This is a genomic window from Streptomyces sp. NPDC001393 (assembly GCF_053597455.1).
The window spans coordinates 21361-39121 of sequence record NZ_JBSFIH010000041.1; the positions used below are offsets into that span (position 1 = coordinate 21361).

Annotated in this window: 15 protein-coding genes, 1 tRNA gene, 1 pseudogene and 1 riboswitch; of the genes and pseudogenes, 12 read left to right on the forward strand and 5 right to left on the reverse strand. The window is 70.8% G+C overall.

Annotated elements, in window-relative coordinates:
• The 6 genes and pseudogenes from ACWC2T_RS32660 to ACWC2T_RS32685 all read left to right on the forward strand — a co-directional run bounded on the left by ACWC2T_RS32660 (position 1) and on the right by ACWC2T_RS32685 (position 6103).
• Positions 1 to 1083, forward strand: coding sequence for a transglycosylase family protein (locus tag ACWC2T_RS32660; RefSeq protein ID WP_450673948.1), 1083 nt, complete (start codon positions 1 to 3; stop codon positions 1081 to 1083).
• A gap of 183 nt (positions 1084 to 1266) precedes the next feature.
• Positions 1267 to 1439: riboswitch (cyclic di-AMP (ydaO/yuaA leader) on the forward strand.
• Positions 1440 to 1443: 4 nt separating this feature from the next.
• Positions 1444 to 2130 (forward strand): transglycosylase family protein, encoded by a 687-nt coding sequence (locus tag ACWC2T_RS32665; RefSeq protein WP_450673949.1) that lies wholly within the window; start codon positions 1444 to 1446, stop codon positions 2128 to 2130.
• Between the two features lie 375 nt (positions 2131 to 2505).
• Entirely contained in the window at positions 2506 to 3792 is a 1287-nt protein-coding gene (gene eno, locus ACWC2T_RS32670; protein ID WP_450673950.1) for a phosphopyruvate hydratase, read from the forward strand.
• 120 nt (positions 3793 to 3912) lie between these two features.
• Positions 3913 to 4392 (forward strand): FtsB family cell division protein, encoded by a 480-nt coding sequence (locus ACWC2T_RS32675; protein WP_450673951.1) that lies wholly within the window; start codon positions 3913 to 3915, stop codon positions 4390 to 4392.
• 52 nt (positions 4393 to 4444) lie between these two features.
• Positions 4445 to 4906, forward strand: a pseudogene (locus ACWC2T_RS32680) (DUF501 domain-containing protein); the annotation flags it as partial.
• A gap of 201 nt (positions 4907 to 5107) precedes the next feature.
• Positions 5108 to 6103 carry a Ppx/GppA phosphatase family protein gene (locus ACWC2T_RS32685; protein WP_450673994.1) on the forward strand — a complete coding sequence of 332 codons (996 nt, stop codon included), beginning with the start codon at positions 5108 to 5110 and terminating at the stop codon, positions 6101 to 6103.
• A gap of 69 nt (positions 6104 to 6172) precedes the next feature.
• Here the strand turns inward: ACWC2T_RS32685 and ACWC2T_RS32690 are convergent, their stop codons facing one another.
• Positions 6173 to 6463 (reverse strand): hypothetical protein, encoded by a 291-nt coding sequence (locus ACWC2T_RS32690; RefSeq protein WP_450673952.1) that lies wholly within the window; start codon positions 6461 to 6463, stop codon positions 6173 to 6175.
• Between the two features lie 559 nt (positions 6464 to 7022).
• Here ACWC2T_RS32690 and ACWC2T_RS32695 point away from each other — a divergent pair.
• Complete coding sequence (locus ACWC2T_RS32695) at positions 7023 to 8402, forward strand: NAD(P)/FAD-dependent oxidoreductase (RefSeq protein WP_351602933.1); 1380 nt, start codon at positions 7023 to 7025, stop codon at positions 8400 to 8402.
• A 261-nt stretch (positions 8403 to 8663) separates the two neighbouring features.
• Positions 8664 to 9956: a class I SAM-dependent methyltransferase gene (locus ACWC2T_RS32700; RefSeq protein WP_450673953.1), complete on the forward strand. Its 1293-nt coding sequence runs from the start codon at positions 8664 to 8666 to the stop codon at positions 9954 to 9956.
• Between the two features lie 82 nt (positions 9957 to 10038).
• On the opposite strand, the gene ACWC2T_RS32705 is transcribed toward ACWC2T_RS32700, so the two are convergent.
• Positions 10039 to 12567: an ABC transporter permease gene (locus ACWC2T_RS32705; RefSeq protein ID WP_450673954.1), complete on the reverse strand. Its 2529-nt coding sequence runs from the start codon at positions 12565 to 12567 to the stop codon at positions 10039 to 10041.
• On the reverse strand, positions 12567 to 13367 hold the full coding sequence (locus ACWC2T_RS32710) for an ABC transporter ATP-binding protein (RefSeq protein ID WP_450673955.1): 801 nt from the start codon (positions 13365 to 13367) through the stop codon (positions 12567 to 12569). The genes ACWC2T_RS32705 and ACWC2T_RS32710 overlap by 1 nt, the downstream gene beginning before the upstream one ends.
• 433 nt (positions 13368 to 13800) lie before the next feature.
• Between ACWC2T_RS32710 and ACWC2T_RS32715 the strand changes: the two genes are divergently transcribed.
• Positions 13801 to 13887 (forward strand) — tRNA-Leu (locus tag ACWC2T_RS32715).
• 35 nt (positions 13888 to 13922) lie between these two features.
• Here the strand turns inward: ACWC2T_RS32715 and ACWC2T_RS32720 are convergent.
• Both ACWC2T_RS32720 and ACWC2T_RS32725 read right to left on the reverse strand, forming a co-directional pair.
• The gene (locus tag ACWC2T_RS32720) at positions 13923 to 14174 is read right to left on the reverse strand and encodes a hypothetical protein (RefSeq protein ID WP_450673956.1); all 252 of its coding nucleotides are present in this window, start codon (positions 14172 to 14174) and stop codon (positions 13923 to 13925) included.
• A 142-nt stretch (positions 14175 to 14316) separates the two neighbouring features.
• Positions 14317 to 14724 carry a helix-turn-helix domain-containing protein gene (locus ACWC2T_RS32725; RefSeq protein ID WP_450673957.1) on the reverse strand — a complete coding sequence of 136 codons (408 nt, stop codon included), beginning with the start codon at positions 14722 to 14724 and terminating at the stop codon, positions 14317 to 14319.
• 232 nt (positions 14725 to 14956) lie between these two features.
• On the opposite strand from ACWC2T_RS32725, the gene ACWC2T_RS32730 reads away from it, so the two are divergent.
• The 3 genes from ACWC2T_RS32730 (at position 14957) to ACWC2T_RS32740 (ending at position 17497) form a co-directional block, all read left to right on the forward strand.
• Positions 14957 to 15172, forward strand: coding sequence for a hypothetical protein (locus ACWC2T_RS32730; protein WP_450673958.1), 216 nt, complete (start codon positions 14957 to 14959; stop codon positions 15170 to 15172).
• A 43-nt stretch (positions 15173 to 15215) separates the two neighbouring features.
• Positions 15216 to 15434, forward strand: coding sequence for a hypothetical protein (locus ACWC2T_RS32735; protein ID WP_351205916.1), 219 nt, complete (start codon positions 15216 to 15218; stop codon positions 15432 to 15434).
• A gap of 140 nt (positions 15435 to 15574) precedes the next feature.
• Entirely contained in the window at positions 15575 to 17497 is a 1923-nt protein-coding gene (locus ACWC2T_RS32740) for a hypothetical protein (protein ID WP_450673959.1), read from the forward strand.
• Positions 17498 to 17761: the final 264 nt, after the last annotated feature.

The following is a 17761-nucleotide window of genomic DNA, read 5'->3' on the forward strand; positions in this document are numbered from 1 at the left end:
ATGCTCTCCGGGAACGGTCGTCACCGTCGCCCCCGTCAGGCTCCTGCCCTCCTCGTCGCGGCCGGCGTGACCGGCTCCGCCATCGCCATCCCGCTGCTCGGCGCCGCCAGTGCCAATGCGGCCGACGGCACCACATGGGACAAGGTCGCCGAGTGCGAGAGCGGCGGTTCCTGGAGTGCGGACACCGGGAACGGCTACTACGGCGGTCTGCAGATCTCGCTGGCCGACTGGGACAAGTACGGCGGCACGCAGTACGCCGAGAGCGCCGACCAGGCCAGCCGCTCCCAGCAGATAGCCGTCGCCGAGAAGATCCTCGCGGACCAGGGCACCAAGCCGTGGGCCATGTGCGCGCTGACCGCCGGACTGACCTCCGGCTCCGCCTCGGTCGACGTCGACACCGGCGTCGGCGGCTCCGGCAACGGCGACGGGTCGAGCGGCACGTCCGGCTCGGCCGGCGGTTCCGACTCGTCCGGTCTGCCGGATTCGTCCGCGCCCAACTCCGGTTCGGGTTCGGGTTCCGGTTCCCAGCCCGCCTCCGGTTCGGACTCCTCCGGCTCCCCCTCGGACGCAAGTGACTCGAGCGCCACGCCGGCCCCGAGCCCGAGCAAGGACACCTCCGGGACTCCGGGTACGGCCGACGGCTCCACCGGAACCAGCACCCCCAAGCCCGACAAGACCGACAAGTCCGGCTCAGGCGACAGCGGAAGCCCCCAGGGAAGCGACAGCTCTCCCACGGCGGAACCCGGTACCGACAACTCGGACAATTACCAGCAGAGTGCCGGTTCTTGGAGCCTGATCGACACCGGAGCGCTCAGCAGTGGCGGACGTCACCGCGGCGGCAGCGCGGACGAAAGCGCGACAAACGGTCAGAACTCCGCCTCTTCCGGCCGTCATGCCGACCGCGGACCGGCCACCTACACCGTCCACGAGGGCGACTCCCTCGCCTCCATCGCCGACTCCCTTGGCGTCGGCGGCGGGTGGCATGCGCTCTATGAGGCCAACAAGAAGGTCATCGGCGCCGACCCCGACCACATCACCGCCGGTCAGACCCTGAAAATCCATGCCGAAAACGGCGACGACTAGCGGGAGTTGACGCCCCACTTCGCGGCTGATGTCCGGTTTGGCGAAAGTGTGGGATGAGTCTCAGAAGCCCTGATCGTCTTTGAAATTCCGCCGATCGCATGTCTACGGTCAGGACCGCTCGTCACCACGAGCCCCGGGACTCGCAACGCCGAATCCTGCCAGCGGGTTGCCCGGGAACAGTCGTCGCGTCAAGCGCCGTAGGCAGGAGCGGGGGACCCAAGGTAAGCGCCGGGCCCAGCGGTTGACGCTGGACCGGCTAGGGGTGAAGCCGCGCCTCGCGAGAGCGAGTGTGCGGCCGGGCAACTCAACCGGCCCGAACCCGACAGCTCACCTCGCAGGCGTCGGTGAGGGGATCGATCCATGCTGTTTTCCGGCAAGGGCAAGCACCGTCGTCCGTCCAAGGCCGTCCGCGCCATCACGCTCGCCGGTGTCACCGGCGCCGCCGTCGCCGCCCCGCTGATGGCGGCCGGCAACGCCTCCGCCGCCACCGCCTCCGAGTGGGACGCGGTCGCCCAGTGCGAGTCGGGCGGCAACTGGTCCATCAACACCGGCAACGGCTTCTACGGCGGTCTGCAGTTCACCAACTCCACCTGGGCCGCGTACGGCGGCACCGCCTACGCCGCGCGTGCCGACCTCGCCACCAAGTCGCAGCAGATAGCCGTCGCCGAGAAGGTCCTCGCGGGCCAGGGCAAGGGCGCCTGGCCGGTGTGCGGCACGGGCCTGTCCTCCGCCGCGTACAACGGCTCCGCCCCGGCCGCCTCGACGAAGTCCGCGCCGAGCACGAGCACCCGCTCCACCGACCAGCAGGCCGCCACCCGCTCCACCACGCGCACGGCCCCGAAGGCGAGCAAGACCGTCACCACCCCGACCGGCAAGAAGGTCAAGAAGGGCGACGGCGAGTACAAGGTCGTCACGGGCGACACCCTCAGCGCCATCGCCGAGAAGCACCACGTGGCCGGCGGCTGGCAGAAGCTGTTCCAGCTGAACAAGGACATCGTCGAGGACGCGAACCTCATCTACCCGGGCCAGCAGCTGCACCTGAAGTGACACCTGGCTCCGAACGGACCCACAGCGCCCTCACATCCCCGGCCCGCACACTGAAGGCCTCGTGAGGGCCACCCCGTCCCCACGGGCTCCCCGCCCCGGCGCGTGTTCCCCCGTACGCGCCGGGGCGGGGTCTTTTTCCGCCCCCACTCCTGGACGCCTCGGCCTCCTTTCCCGAGTGCCTCCGGCCCCTTTTCTTCGTGCCCCGTACACCCACCCTTTGTTCCGCTAGTGAACAATGGGTACCGTCTGCGTGTCCTCCCCGTCCACGGGACGGTCGGTCGGTGGCCGGCGCCCCCGGGACGGTTAGGCTCTAGGCGCAAGGCACAGCCGTAAGGCACACAGCCCCGCACTTCCAGCGTCACATCCAAGAAGGAGATGCTCGTGCCGTCCATCGACGTCGTCGTAGCCCGGGAAATCCTGGACTCCCGAGGCAACCCCACGGTCGAGGTCGAGGTCGGCCTCGACGACGGCAGCACGGGTCGTGCCGCCGTCCCGTCCGGCGCCTCCACCGGCGCCTTCGAGGCCATCGAGCTGCGCGACGGTGACCCCAACCGCTACCTGGGCAAGGGCGTCGAGAAGGCCGTCCTCGCCGTCATCGAGCAGATCGGCCCGGAGCTGGTCGGCTACGACGCGACCGAGCAGCGCCTGATCGACCAGGCCATGTTCGACCTGGACGCCACCGACAACAAGGGCTCCCTCGGCGCCAACGCCATCCTCGGCGTCTCCCTCGCCGTCGCCCACGCCGCCTCCGAGGCGTCCGACCTCCCCCTCTTCCGCTACCTGGGCGGCCCGAACGCGCACCTGCTGCCGGTGCCGATGATGAACATCCTCAACGGCGGCTCGCACGCGGACTCCAACGTGGACATCCAGGAGTTCATGATCGCCCCGATCGGCGCGGAGTCCTTCTCCGAGGCCCTGCGCTGGGGCGCCGAGGTCTACCACACCCTGAAGAAGGTCCTGAAGTCCAAGGGCCTGGCGACCGGCCTCGGCGACGAGGGCGGCTTCGCCCCGAACCTGGGCTCCAACCGTGACGCCCTGGACCTGATCCTCGAAGCGATCAAGCAGGCCGGGTACGTCCCCGGTGAGCAGATCGCCCTCGCGCTCGACGTGGCCGCCTCCGAGTTCTACAAGGACGGCAAGTACCTCTTCGAGGGCAAGGAGCGCTCCGCCGCCGAGATGACGGAGTACTACGAGGAGCTCGTGGCGGCCTACCCGCTCGTCTCCATCGAGGACCCGCTGTTCGAGGACGACTGGGCCGGCTGGAAGGTCATCACCGACCGTCTTGGCGACAAGGTCCAGCTGGTCGGCGACGACCTGTTCGTCACCAACCCCGAGCGCCTCGCCCGCGGCATCGAGGAGGGCACCGCCAACGCCCTGCTGGTCAAGGTCAACCAGATCGGCTCGCTGACCGAGACCCTGGACGCCGTCGAGCTGGCCCAGCGCAACGGCTTCAAGTGCATGATGTCCCACCGCTCCGGCGAGACCGAGGACGTCACCATCGCCGACCTGGCCGTCGCCACCAACTGCGGCCAGATCAAGACCGGCGCCCCGGCCCGCTCCGAGCGTGTCGCCAAGTACAACCAGCTGCTGCGCATCGAGGAGATCCTCGACGACGCCGCGGTGTACGCGGGCCGCAGCGCGTTCCCGCGCTTCAAGGGCTGACCCAACCTGGGGTAAGGCCTAGCCAGTCGTACGTACGTCCCCGGACTCGGTCCCGTACCGTGTCCGGGGACGTACGCACGTGTGGAATCCACACCGGCAAGGGGAGGCGGGAGAAGCCAGATGGCCGTGAAGGACCGGGACCGTTTCTCCACCGCGACCAGGCTGCGGCTGCTCGGCGAGCAGACGGCGGCCCGGGTCTACCGCTCCCAGAGCAGGCGGCAGGCCCGCCGCTCCCGGCTCACCGGCCGTGCGGCGCTGCTCGCCCTGGTGCTGTGCTCGATGATCGTCGCGCTCGCCTACCCGATGCGGCAGTACGTCACCCAGCGCGCGCAGATCTCCGACCTGCAGCGGCAGCGGGAGCAGGCCCGCGAGCGGGTGGAGCAGCTGCGCGACCTCAAGGCGCGCTGGCAGGACGACTCCTACGCCGAGCAGCAGATCCGGCGCCGGCTGCACTATGTGATGCCCGGCGAGACCGGGTACGTGGTGGTCGACCCCGGCGGCACGGCCAGGCAGTCCCGCGCCGACCTGAAGGCCGCCCGGCGGCCCTGGTACGCCAATGTCTGGGACGGCGTCGACAAGGCCGACGCCTCCGACCAGTAGTCGATGCAGCCATCGACCCAGTGACCGACAGAAAGCCGATCCGAAAGCAGTCATGGAAACGCCCGCCCGTCGCCCGGCCACCACCCCTCAAGGGCAGCGCTCCGCGCTGTCGCTTTTTGATCTGCCGCCCACCCCGCGCACCGAGCCCACCGACGCGGACGTCGAGGCCTTCAAGCAGCAGCTGGGCCGCCCGCCGCGGGGCCTGCGGGCCATCGCGCACCGCTGCCCGTGCGGTCAGCCGGACGTCGTGGAGACGGCACCCCGGCTGCCCGACGGCACGCCCTTCCCGACGACGTACTACCTGACGTGCCCGCGCGCCGCCTCGGCGATCGGGACGCTGGAGGCGAACGGCGTCATGAAGGAGATGACCGAACGCCTGCAGAGCGACCCCGAGCTGGCCGCGGCCTACCGTGCCGCGCACGATGACTACATCGCGCGCCGGGACGCCATCGAGGTCCTGAAGGGCTTCCCCAGCGCGGGTGGCATGCCGGACCGTGTGAAGTGCCTGCACGTCCTGGTCGCGCACTCGCTGGCCGCCGGCCCCGGGGTGAACCCGCTCGGCGACGAGGCGCTCGCGATGCTGCCGGAGTGGTGGCGCAAGGGGCCGTGTGTGCAGCCGCTCGAGGCGCCCGACCCGGCGGACGAGCACCCCGGTGAGGAGGGCGCGGTCTTCGACCCCGCCGAGGTCCGCAGCGGCTTCTTCGCCGAGAAGCCCATGGTCCCGGAGGGCTTCTCCCGGGTCGCCGCCGTCGACTGCGGCACGAACTCCATCCGGCTGCTCGTCGCCGACGTCAGCCCCGCCACCGGTGAGCTGCTGGAGCTGGACCGGCGCATGACGATCGTGCGGCTCGGTCAGGACGTGGACCGCACCGGCCGGCTGGCGCCCGAGGCGCTGGAGCGGACCTTCGCCGCGTGCCGGGAGTACGCCGGGGTGATCCGTGAACTCGGCGCCGCCAGGGTGCGGTTCGTCGCCACCTCCGCCTCCCGCGACGCCGAGAACCGGGACGACTTCGTGCGCGGGGTGCTGGACATCCTCGGCGTCGAGCCGGAGGTGATCAGCGGCGAGCAGGAGGCCGAGTTCTCCTTCACCGGCGCCACCAGGGAGCTGACCGGCCGGGACGACCTGACCAGGCCCTACCTGGTGGTGGACATCGGCGGCGGCTCCACCGAGTTCGTCGTCGGCGACGACCACGTGCGGGCGGCGCGGTCCGTGGACATGGGCTGCGTACGGATGACGGAACGTCATCTGGTGCACGGCGGCAAGGTCTCCGACCCGCCCACCGAGGAGCAGATCGCCGCCATGCGGGCCGACATCGAGGCGGCACTGGACCTCGCCGAGGAGACGGTGCCGCTGCGCGAGGCGCACACCCTGGTGGGCCTGGCCGGGTCCGTCACCACCGTCTCGGCCATCGCGCAGGAGCTGGACGCGTACGACTCCGCGCGCATCCACCACTCCCGCGTCTCCCGCGACCGGGTCCGCGAGATCACCGAGTGGCTGCTGCGCTCCACGCACGCCGAGCGCGCCGCGATCCCGTCCATGCACCCGGGCCGGGTCGACGTGATCGGCGCGGGCTCCCTCGTGCTGCTCGCGATCATGGAACGGACCGGCGCCGAGGAGGTCGTGGTGAGCGAGCACGACATCCTCGACGGCATCGCCTTCGGCGCGGCCGGGGCGGCGGCATCGGGCCAGGAGGCCGCCGGCCCGCGATGACGTGGAGCGGCCCCGGTTCCTCGGATGCGGGAACCGGGGCCGTCGCCTCAGCCCTGGGCCGGCCGGCCGTCAGACGCAGAGGAGAACGATGAGACCGTTGCACTCCTCGTCCTCGTCATGGCCGCCGCCCTCCTCATGGCCGCGGCCCTCGTGGTGGCCGCGGCCTTCGTCACGGCCCCCGCCCTGGTCATGTCCGCCGCCGGCAGGGGCGGCCGTCCTGGCAGTGAGGTGAGTGGCGGGCGTCGCGGCCACGGCGTATGCGGCCGTCGCCGTCCCCGTGCCGAGAAGGACGCCCAGGACCGCGCTGACCGCGGCTATTCGCGAGATGGCCTTCTTGGAGGCCTTCTGTGTAGTGGTCATGGCGTCAAGCTATGTGCACATGTGCCCGAATATCGCGCGGTATATGGCTGAGCGGGTGAACGACGCGCCGCCCAACGGCCCGAGTGGGTGAACCCCGTTGCCCCAAGCCTTTTGTTACCGATGGGTAGTCAACTGCTGAGCAGGTCGGATAACGTTTGAGCGGCTTCCGGGCTGCCTGTCGGGCTCCTTCCGGGCCCCTCGGTGACACGGCGTCGGAAAACTTCGTGAAGTTCTTCACAAGGATTTCGGGCCGGTCGGCGTACAGAAGGCCCCCGGTTGGCCCTTTCGGGGGCCGAAGAGCCCTTTGAACATGTTCAGATGGGGCTCGTGCGCCACCTTCGGGTCGGGTGCCGACGGGGGTGTTTCGAGCGGCTCACATCCCGGCCCGCCACCGAGAGAGGCAGCTCACGCGGCATTGACAACGGGTGCGGGGGCACTGCGGTTCCCCTCGCCCGTCATGATCTGCGTCACGCGGGCCGCGGAGTGTAGCACAGGGCATGTCGAACCTTGTGAAGGGGCGCACGAGCACCCCCCCAGGAGCGGGTGGATACTCGATGGCATGAGCACCACGGAGCGTCCCAGGATCCTCGTAGTAGGCGGTGGGTACGTAGGCCTGTACGCAGCTCGGCGCATTCTCAAGAAGATGCGCTACGGAGAGGCGACCGTCACGGTCGTCGACCCCCGGTCGTACATGACCTACCAGCCCTTCCTCCCCGAAGCCGCCGCCGGCAACATCTCCCCTCGCCACGTCGTCGTCCCGCTGCGGCGCGTGCTGCCGAAGGCGGAGGTCCTCACCGGTCGGGTCACCACCATCGACCAGGACCGCAAGGTCGCCACGATCGCCCCGCTGGTGGGCGAGGCATACGAGCTGCCCTTCGACTACCTCGTCATCGCGATGGGCGCGGTCTCCCGCACCTTCCCGATCCCCGGCCTCGCCGAGCAGGGCATCGGCATGAAGGGCATCGAGGAGTCCATCGGCCTGCGCAACCACGTGCTGGAGCAGCTGGACAAGGCCGACTCCACGACCGACGAGGAGATCCGCCGCAAGGCGCTCACCTTCGTCTTCATCGGCGGTGGCTTCGCGGGCGCGGAGACCATCGGCGAGGTCGAGGACATGGCCCGGGACGCGGCCAAGTACTACAAGAACGTGTCCCGTGAGGACATGCGCTTCATCCTGGTCGACGCCGCCGACAAGATCCTGCCGGAGGTCGGCCCGAAGCTCGGCCAGTACGGCAAGGAGCACCTCGAGGGCCGCGGTGTGGAGATCTACCTCTCCACCTCCATGGACTCCTGCGTCGACGGCCACGTGGTGCTGAAGAACGGGCTCGAGGTCGACTCCAACACGATCGTGTGGACCGCCGGCGTCAAGCCGAACCCGGCCCTGGCCCGTTTCGGTCTGCCGCTCGGCCCGCGCGGCCACGTCGACTGCGAGCCGACGCTCCAGGTCAAGGGCACGGACTACATCTGGGCCGCCGGTGACAACGCACAGGTCCCGGACCTCGTCGGCCGCAAGGCGGGCAACGAGAACGCCTGGTGCCCGCCGAACGCCCAGCACGCGCTGCGCCAGGCCCGCGTCCTCGGCGACAACGTGGTCTCCGGCATGCGGGGCTTCCCGCAGAAGGAGTACGAGCACGCCAACAAGGGTGCGGTCGCCGGTCTCGGCCTGCACAAGGGCGTGGCGATGATCGTCATGGGCAAGATGAAGATCAAGCTCAAGGGCCGCCTCGCCTGGTACATGCACCGTGGCTACCACGGCATGGCGATGCCGACCTGGAACCGCAAGATCCGCGTCTTCGCCGACTGGACGCTCGGCATGTTCCTCAAGCGCGAGGTCGTCTCCCTGGGCGCCATGGAGAACCCGCGCGAGGAGTTCTACGAGGCCGCGAAGCCGGCGCCGGTCGCCGCCGCCAAGACCGAGGAGAAGGCCAAGGCCTCCTGACCCCGGTCAGCCGAACACGCCCGAAGGGGCCGCCTGCCATCCGTGGTGCGGGCGGCCCCTTCGGCGTGTGTCCCACGGTTCGGCCGGATCGGAACCGGGCTCGTCGAAGACCGAGAAGCCCATGGCCCCGTAGCCGGTGGTCGCCACGTGGCCGGAACAGCTGCTTTGCCCAGTTGTAACTCCTTTGCGGGACTGCGCGGAGCGACCGACGGTGTTTACGTGGTTACCGGCATCCGGGATCTCGTCTTGGAGGTGTGCGCCATGGCCGACGCCGCGTCGCGGCTGAGGAGTCTTGCCGAGCAGGTGCTGGGGGCCCCGCTCCCGGTGCGGGTACGGGCCTGGGACGGATCGCAGGCCGGGCCGCCCGACGCACCCGCGCTGGTCCTTCACAACCGCCGCGCCCTGCGCCGCATCCTGTTCAAACCGGGCGAGCTGGGCATCGTCCGCGCCTGGGTCTCCGGGGACCTGGACGTCGAGGGCGACCTGTACGCCGTGCTCGAGGCACTGGCGGGCCTCGTCTGGGAGCGCGCCGAGGACGCCCCCGGTCCCCTCCAGGCCCTGCGCGACCCCGCCGTACGGGCCGCCGTCGCCGAGCTGCTGAGGCTCGCCGGGCCGCCGCTGCCGCCCGCCCCGCCGCGTGAGGAGGTCCGCAGGCCGCGCCGGCATCTGCACACCCGGCGCACCGACCGGCGGGCGATCAGCCACCACTACGACGTCGGCAACGACTTCTACGAGCTTGTCCTCGGCCCGTCCATGGTCTACTCCTGCGCCTACTGGGAGGACGCCGGAACCCTGGAGGGCGCCCAGCGGGACAAGCTCGAACTCGTCTGCGCCAAACTGGGCCTGACGCCCGGTCAGCGGCTGCTGGACGTCGGCTGCGGCTGGGGCTCGATGGCCATCCACGCGGCCCGCGAGCACGGCGTGAGCGTCGTGGGGATCACCCTGTCGCAGGAGCAGGCGGCGTACGCCCGTAAGCGCGTCGCCGACGAGGGGCTGACCGACCGGGTGGAGATCAGGGTCCAGGACTACCGGGACGTGGCGGACGGGCCCTTCGACGCCATCTCCTCCATCGGCATGGCGGAGCACGTCGGCGCCGAACGCTATCTGGAGTACGCCCGCCGGCTGCACGGCCTGCTGGGGCCCGGCGGGCGGCTGCTCAACCACCAGATCGCCCGCCGCCCGCAGCACGACGAGTCGGCGTACACCGTGGACGAGTTCATCGACGCCTACGTCTTCCCGGACGGCGAACTCGCCCCCATCGGCACCACCGTGACCCAGCTGGAGCGCGCCGGGTTCGAGGTGCGGGACGTGGAGTCCCTCCGCGAGCACTACGCCCGCACCCTGCGCCGGTGGGTCGCCAACCTGGAGGGGGAGTGGGGCCGCGCGGTCCGCCTCACCGGCCCCGGCCGGGCCCGCGTCTGGCGGCTGTACATGGCCGCCTCGGCCCTCGCCTTCGAACGCAACCGGATCGGCGTCAACCAGGTCCTGGCGGTCCGCACCCCCGAGTCGGGCGCGTCCCGGCTGCCGCTGCGCCCGCGCACCTGGCACGGCTGACCCGGCTGACAGGGCAAGGGCCCCCGTTCCGCGACCGGAACGGGGGCCCTTGCCGTCGTACGGGGCCCTTGCCGTCGTACGGCTACTCGGCCTTGATCGCCGCCAGCATGTTCAGCCTGGCCGCGCGCCGGGCCGGCCACAGCGCGGCGAGGACGCCGACCGTGCCCGCCAGCAGCAGGAAGACCGCCATCCGGCCCCAGGGCAGGACCAGTTCGTACGTCGGCATCTTGGTGCCCAGCAGCTGACCGGCCGCCCAGCCGAAGAACACGCCGAGGCCGATGCCGAGCACTCCGCCGAACAGGGAGATCACCAGGGACTCCAGGCGGACCATCCGCTTGACCGCCTTGCGGTCCAGGCCGATCGCGCGGAGCATGCCGATCTCCTGGGCGCGCTCGAAGACGGACATGGCCAGGGTGTTGATGACGCCGAGGACCGCGACGATCACCGCCATGCCGAGCAGGCCGTAGAGCATGTTCAGCATCGTGGTGAAGATCTGCGCGATGCTGTTGGAGATGTCCTGCTTGTCCTGGATCTTGATCGCCGGGTTGGTGCCGAGGACCTTCGTCAGCTCGGCCTTGGCCGCGTCGGAGGCGCCGTTCGCCGTCTTGACCATGACCTGCATATCGGCCGGGTCCTTCAGGTGCGGGGTGAGGACCTTGTCGTCGAGCATGATCCCGTTGATCATGTCGTTGCCCTCGTAGACGCCGGCGACCGTGAGTGTCGTCGCCCTGCCGTCCTCGAAGTGCGCGGTGAAGTGCGAACCGGGCGTCCAGCCGTACTCCTTGGCCCGGTCCTTGTCGACGACGACCTGCGTGCCGCTCACCGTGAAGGTGCCGTTGTCCACCTTCAGGTCCGTCAGCTTCCCGATGGACGCACCGTCGACCCCGGTCAGGAACTCCGTCTTGCCGTCGATGCGGGACTCGGCGTTGCGCAGCGGGCTGCTGGCGGTGACGCCGTCGGCGGCGGCCAGCCTGGTCGCCACGTCCGGGGAGAGCGGGGAGCGGTTGGCCATCGAGACGACGTAGTCCGCGCGGATCGCCGAGGAGGCCATCTTGTCGATGGCGGTCTGCAGGCTGCCCGCCGTCACCGTCATGCCGGTGATCAGGGTCAGGCCGATCATCAGCGCGGAGGCGGTGGCCGCCGTACGGCGCGGGTTGCGCACCGAGTTCTGGCGGGCCAGCTTGCCCGAGACGCCGAAGGCACGCAGCACCGGCGCGGCGGCCGCGATCAGCGGGCGGGACAGCAGCGGGGTCAGGATGAACACCCCGATGATCAGCAGGACCGCGCCGATGCCCATCGGGCCCTGGGCGGAGTCGGCGTTCATCGACGTGGCCGCGAGGACCACCGCGACACCGGCCGCCGCGAACAGCGCGCCGATGGTGTTCCGCAGCACCAGCGACTTGGTGGTCGCCTTGGCGTGCACGCTGCTCATCGCCGCCACCGGCGGGATCTTCGCGGCCCGGCGGCCGGGCAGCCAGGCGGCCAGCATGGTGACGAGGACGCCGACCGCGAGGGCGGCGACCACGGTGCCGGGGCTGATCACCAGCGGCCCGTCGGGCACGCTCGCGCCGAAGGAGCCCAGCAGCGAGCGCAGGCCCGCGCCGATGCCGACACCAGCGGCGAGCCCCGCCACACCGGCGACCGCGCCGACCGCGAACGCCTCGATCAGCACCGAGCGGGTCACCTGGCGGCGGGAGGCGCCGACCGCGCGCAGCAGGGCCAGTTCCCGGGTGCGCTGGGCGACCAGCATGGTGAAGGTGTTGGCGATGATGAACGTGCCGACGAACAGCGCGATACCCGCGAACACCAGCAGCGCCTGCTTCAGTCCGCTCATCGAGTCGGCGATCTGCTTCGCCTGGTCGTCGGCGAGCTGCTTGCCGGTGGTGGTCTCCACCAGGTGGGACGGCAGGGCCTTGTCCAGCTCGGCCTTCAGCGCGCTCTGGCTGGTGCCGGCCGCGGCCTTGACGTCGATCTCGTCGTAGGTGCCCTGCTTGCCGAACAGCTTCTGCGCGGTCGGCGTGTCGAACAGGGCGAGGCTGCCGCCGGCGGAGACGTTGCCGTCGTCGGTGGTGAAGATACCGGCGAGGGTCGGGGTGAGGACCGGGCCGTTCACGGACAGGCGCACGGTGTCACCGACCTGGTAGCCGGCCCGCTTGGCGGTCTTGGAGTCGAGCAGCACCTCGCCCGCGCCGCGCGGGGCGTGGCCGCTGACCAGCGGGTACCGGGCGTCCTTGGCGCCCCAGTAGTTGCCGCCGTTGGACTGCCAGTCGCCGCCGACGAGTTTGCCGTCCTGGCCGGCGACGGCGGTGAAGCCGCTGACGACACCGGTCGCGGAGGCGGCGCCGGGGACCTTCGCGGCCTTGTCCAGCGTGGCCTGCGTGAGGGCGGACAGCTTGCCGACCTTGTCGCCCCGGGATTCCTGGTACTTGGGATGTACGGCGACGTCGACCTGGTCGAAGCCCTTGGCGGAGCTCTTCTGGTAGGCGTCGGAGATGGTGTTGGTGAAGACGAGCGTCCCGGCGACGAAGGCCACGCCGAGCATCACGGCGAGCACGGTCATCAGCAGCCGGGCCTTGTGCGCGAGGACGTTGCGCAGGGCGGTGCGGAACATCAGGAGGTACGGCCCTTCGCGTCGAACTCGGGGGTCTGGGGGTTCCCCCCAGGAAGATGGCGCATCAGGTCGAGGACGGAGTCGGCGGTGGGGCCGTACATCTCGTCGACGATCCGGCCGTCGGCCAGGAAGACCACGCGGTCTGCGTACGCCGCCGCCACCGGGTCGTGCGTCACCATGACGACGGTCTGGCCCAGTTCGCGCACGGAGTTGCGCAGGAAGCCGAGGACTTCGGCGCCGGAGCGGGAGTCGAGGTTTCCGGTCGGCTCGTCGCCGAAGATGATCTCGGGCTTGGAGGCCAGGGCGCGGGCGACGGCCACGCGCTGCTGCTGGCCGCCGGAGAGCTGCGCGGGCCGGTGGCTGAGCCGCCCGGACAGGCCGACCATCGCGATCACCTGGTCCAGCCAGGCCTTGTCCGGCTTCCGCCCGGCGATGTCCATCGGCAGGGTGATGTTCTCCAGGGCGGTCAGCGTCGGCAGCAGGTTGAACGCCTGGAAGATGAAGCCGATCTTGTCCCGGCGGAGCCTGGTGAGCTGCTTGTCCTTCAGGGAGCCCAGTTCGGTGTCGCCGATCCGCACGGATCCGGAGGAGAAGGTGTCGAGGCCGGCCACGCAGTGCATCAGCGTGGACTTGCCGGAACCGGAGGGGCCCATGATCGCGGTGAACTCGGCCTGCCGGAAGTCGACGGAGACCTGGTCCAGGGCGACCACCCGGGTCTCACCCTGCCCGTAGATCTTCGACAGCTCCGTGGCGCGTGCGGCCACGGCGGTGGTCCGGCCGGCGGTGGGTGTGGTGGTCACGGGACGGTGCTCCTGTCAGGACGACGTGGGTTCCATGGGACCGTTCCATCGTCCCGGCGCCGGGGGCGCAGGGAGTCAGCCGCTGTTCCGGTTCCGGAGGGCGACTCGGGTCGGACGGGAGAGTGCCGTGTCATACCTGGGGAGGACGGCGGACCCTGAGGGCGGCACCGCGTGATCGCCGTCGAACCTCGGTCGAACCTCGGTCGAACGTTGTCGAGAACGGGTGGAACACCCTCGTTCGGACGGTGAAATTCCGTCATTCCACGTACGCGCGTACCCACGTCAGGCCACGCTGTTGGCAAGTGCGGATGGCGCGTTCCGCGGGCTGATGCACCCTCAGACGTCAATAAAATAAGACAACATCGGTCCGCCCTTCCGCTGTTCGGGGGATGCGTCCCGATAGGCTCGAACCTCGTAGCGGAGCCCATGGCCTGCCCGGATGGTGGAATGCAGACACGGCGAGCTTAAACCTCGCTGCCCCTTCGCGGGCGTGCCGGTTCAAGTCCGGCTCCGGGCACCACCTCGCCCCTTTCCCGGGGCGGATCTCGCGGCTCCTCACCCCTCGTACACCGTCAGTACCGCTCCGTCCACCTCGATGCGTCGGCCCGCCCGGAGGCCGTCCGTGCGCAGGGTGCGCAGGCAGGTGTGGAACAGCTCCAGCTCGTCCGCGTCCAGGATCGCGGCGGCCAGGTCCAGCAGCTCGGTCATCGCGTCCTCGGTGAGCACCTGGGGCAGCTCGCCGGAGAGCAGGACGACCGATTCACCGGCGGGGCCCCGGACCACCGCGGTGGTCGGCCCGCCATGCACGAACAACACGTTCCCCCCAAAGAGCCCGGGTGGTCGTACGGCTCTCGCTCCTCGGGCAGGACGAGAGACTAGCGGGGGACGAAGGCCCATTCGGGCGTAGTTGCATGATTTTTCCGGCGGGGTCCGTGATCGGACCGCCGGCTCACTGCTCCGGCGACGGCTGTGCGGAGCGGCCCAGCAGGGACTCGACCAGGGCGGCGACATGCCGGCGGTCTTCGGCCGACAGCTGCTGCACGCTGGCGATGAGCAGGTCCACCTCGGGGTCGGTGGCCCGGGCGGCCGTACCGCCTGCGTCCTGGTCGGGCGGGGTGCCGTAGACGTGGATGCCGCAGGCCTCGGCGGCGGCGCGGCGCACGGTGTCGAGCGGCAGCTCAAGGCCCTTGGCCAGGCCTTCCAGGGTGGAGGACTGGGGCATGCGGACCACCCGGTCGGTGGTGGCCAGGTGGTGGACGGTGGAGCGGGGCACACCGCCGCGCCGCGCCACGTCGCCGTAGGACCAGCCCTTGCGGTCGAGACGCTCACGGATCAACTGCTGCAGTGCGTTGGCCACCGAAGTCCACTTCCTGCTCGCTGCTCGACCGGACCGTCTCTGTCGGCGCCGATTCTACGGTCGGTTGACCGGGCCGCCGAAAGGGTGATTCACGGAACGGGTTGCGCGGGGGTGCCGCGAGGCCCTAGTGTCCAATCTCGTTGGACAGCTCGTCCGACCAAGTTGGACAGAGTCCGGGGGGAACCTGACTCTCTCCGACCGGAACCGCCTGTTTCCCGAGGGGGAATCGATCATGTTGAACGCCCATGAGCTCGACGCCGAGTCCGCGGAGCTGCTGCCGGGCCGTGAGGCCCTGGGCCGGCTGAAGTTCAGCTTCGGCAAGACGGTCAACGTCACCAAGCACGTCGCGAACATCAACGCCCACAACGAGTCGGCCGCCCTGAACGACCACTCCTCGTGGTCGGTGGCCGACTCCGGCGCCTGCCAGAGCATCAGCGTCAGCCAGTAACCCTCGCGCTCCACCCGACCGAACCACGAAAGGAACCACCACCATGAGCATGGACATGCGCGAGCTGGACGGCGAGTCCGCGGAGCTGCTGCCGGGCCGTGAGGCCCTGGGCCGGCTGAAGTTCAGCTTCGGCAAGACGGTCAACGTCACCAAGCACGTCGCGAACATCAACGCCCACAACGAGTCGGCCGCCGTGAACGACCACTCCGCGTGGTCGGACGCCGAGTCCTCGGCCCAGCAGACGATCACCGTCAAGCAGTAGTACGACGGCTGCGGGGGCGGACCGCACGCCAAAGGGGCGCACTGAGCGCCCCGGAGGGCAAGGAAAGCACGGGCGTGCGGGGCGGTCCGCCCCCTCGGTCCTGCCGGGGGGACACGGCAGTACGTGGGGGGAGACCACATATGACGGTGCTCGGGGACGGGCCCGCGCTCTACGACACCGGCCCGGTGCCCGGGCCCGGGGGCTGGCCGGTGACGTACGAGCAGGTGACGACCGGCAGCCTGCCGGCCGTCGGAACGCCGGCCGGTCCGGTACCGCGGCTCAGCGCGGGGCTGCGGCTGCACGGCGAGTACCAGGGCTCGGGCTTCACCGACCCGAAGTACATCGCCCGTCGGGGGGACGGGCAGGTCGTCCAGCTGTCGAGACTGCTGTACCTGGTGGCGTCGTCCGTCGACGGCATGCGCGACGTCGACACGATCGCCCACCGGGTCAGCGCCCGCTACGGCCGCGAGGTCAGCGGCGACAACATCCGCTACCTGGTCGAGAACAAGCTCGAACCGCTCGGCGTGTGCGTGCCCGAGGGGCAGGAGGACGACGAGGTCGACGCCCCGCGCTCCGACCTGCTGCTCGCCCTCAAGGGCCACCGGGTGATCTTCGACGAGCGCCGTACGGGCCGGATCGCGCGGGCCCTGGCCTGGCTGCACCGCCCGGCCGTGGTCGCCGCCGTGCTGCTCGCGGCCGTCGCCCTGGACGTCTGGCTGTTCGGCTTCTTCGGGGCGATCGAACCGGTGCTGGAGGTCCTGGACCAGCCGGTGCTGATCCTCATCGTCTTCGGCCTCACCGTGGCCTCCCTCGTCTTCCACGAGTTCGGCCACGCCTCCGCCTGCCGGTACGGCGGCGCCCGGCCCGGCTGCATCGGCTGCGGGCTCTTCCTCATCTGGCCGTCGATGTACACCGACGTCACCGACGTCTACCGGATCTCCCGCGCCGGCCGGCTGCGCACGGACCTCGGCGGGGTGTACTTCAACGTCGTCTTCATGCTGGCCATGGCCGGGGCCTACTTCGCCACCGGGGCGCAGTTCTTCCTGGCCGCCGTCTATCTCGGGCACTTCGAGATCCTGGAACAGCTGATGCCGGCCGTCCGCCTGGACGGCTACTACATCCTCGGCGACCTCGCCGGGGTGCCGGATCTGTACGGCAGGATCAAGCCGATCCTGCTGGCGCTCGTGCCGGGCGCGAAGGGGCGGGCGGCGCGCGCGGAGGTCGCCGGGCTGAAGAAGTCCGCGCGCACCGTCGTGGCCGCCTGGGTGCTGACCATGGTGCCGCTGATCGCCGGCGAGATGGGCTACGCGCTGTGGAACCTGCCCAGGATCCTCAGCACGATGGTCCGCTCGCTGACCGAGCAACTCCTCGGCACGGGCGGCGCGTTCGCGCACGGGCAGATCGCCGCCGGGCTCGTCGGGGTGATCGGAAGCGTGATGCTGCTCTGCCCGATGGCCGGTGTCGTCTATCTCTCCGTGAAGATCGGCGGTCGGCTCCTGCGGGCCGCGAACCGCTCCACCGCCGGCCGCCCTCGGCTGCGCCTCGCCCTGTGCGTGCTCGCCCTCGCCGGACTGACCGGGCTGGCTTGCGCCTGGGTGTCCGGGGTGACCCCGAAGCCGCTGCCGAAGAAGCCCCCGATCGCACCGATCCTGCAGCCCGGGGTGCCGACCGAGGAGCCCTCGCCGCGGGACGCCTCGACCCCGGGCCACGGCGGGCACGACGGGCACGGCAGCGGGGGCGCGGCCTCCCTGTCGCCGTCCGCGGTGCCGGGGACCTCCGCGCCGGCGCCGGGGAACGGGCCGTCGCCGGGGGCCTCGGGGACCGCGTCCGCCGCCGCGCCGCAGTCCTCGACGTCGGCCCCGGCCCCGGCCACGGCGACCGGCTCGCGCTCTCACCAGCCGCAGTCCTCCGGTACCGGTTCCGCCACGAGTCCGGCCCCGCCCGCCAGTCCGCCTCCGGGGCCGCCGACCTCACCGACCCCGTCGGAGAGCGTTCCCGCATCGCCGACCCAGAGCCCCACGCCCGCGCCGTCCGGCGGCTCACCCGCCCCGGCGTCGTCCTGACCCGCACCACCGGCGCCGACCGGGGCGCGGTCCCACCGGCCGCGGTCCTGCGGTGCCGGTCCGGCCACGAGTCCGGCTCCGCCCGCCAGTCCGGCTCTGCCCGCCAGTCCGCCTCCGGGGCCGCCGTCCTCGCCAACCCCGTCGGAGAGCGTTCCCGCATCGCCGACCCAGAGCCCCACGCCCGCGCCGTCCGGCGGCTCACCCGCCCCGGCGTCGTCCTGACCCGCACCACCGGCGCCGACCGGGGCGCGGTCCCACCGGCCG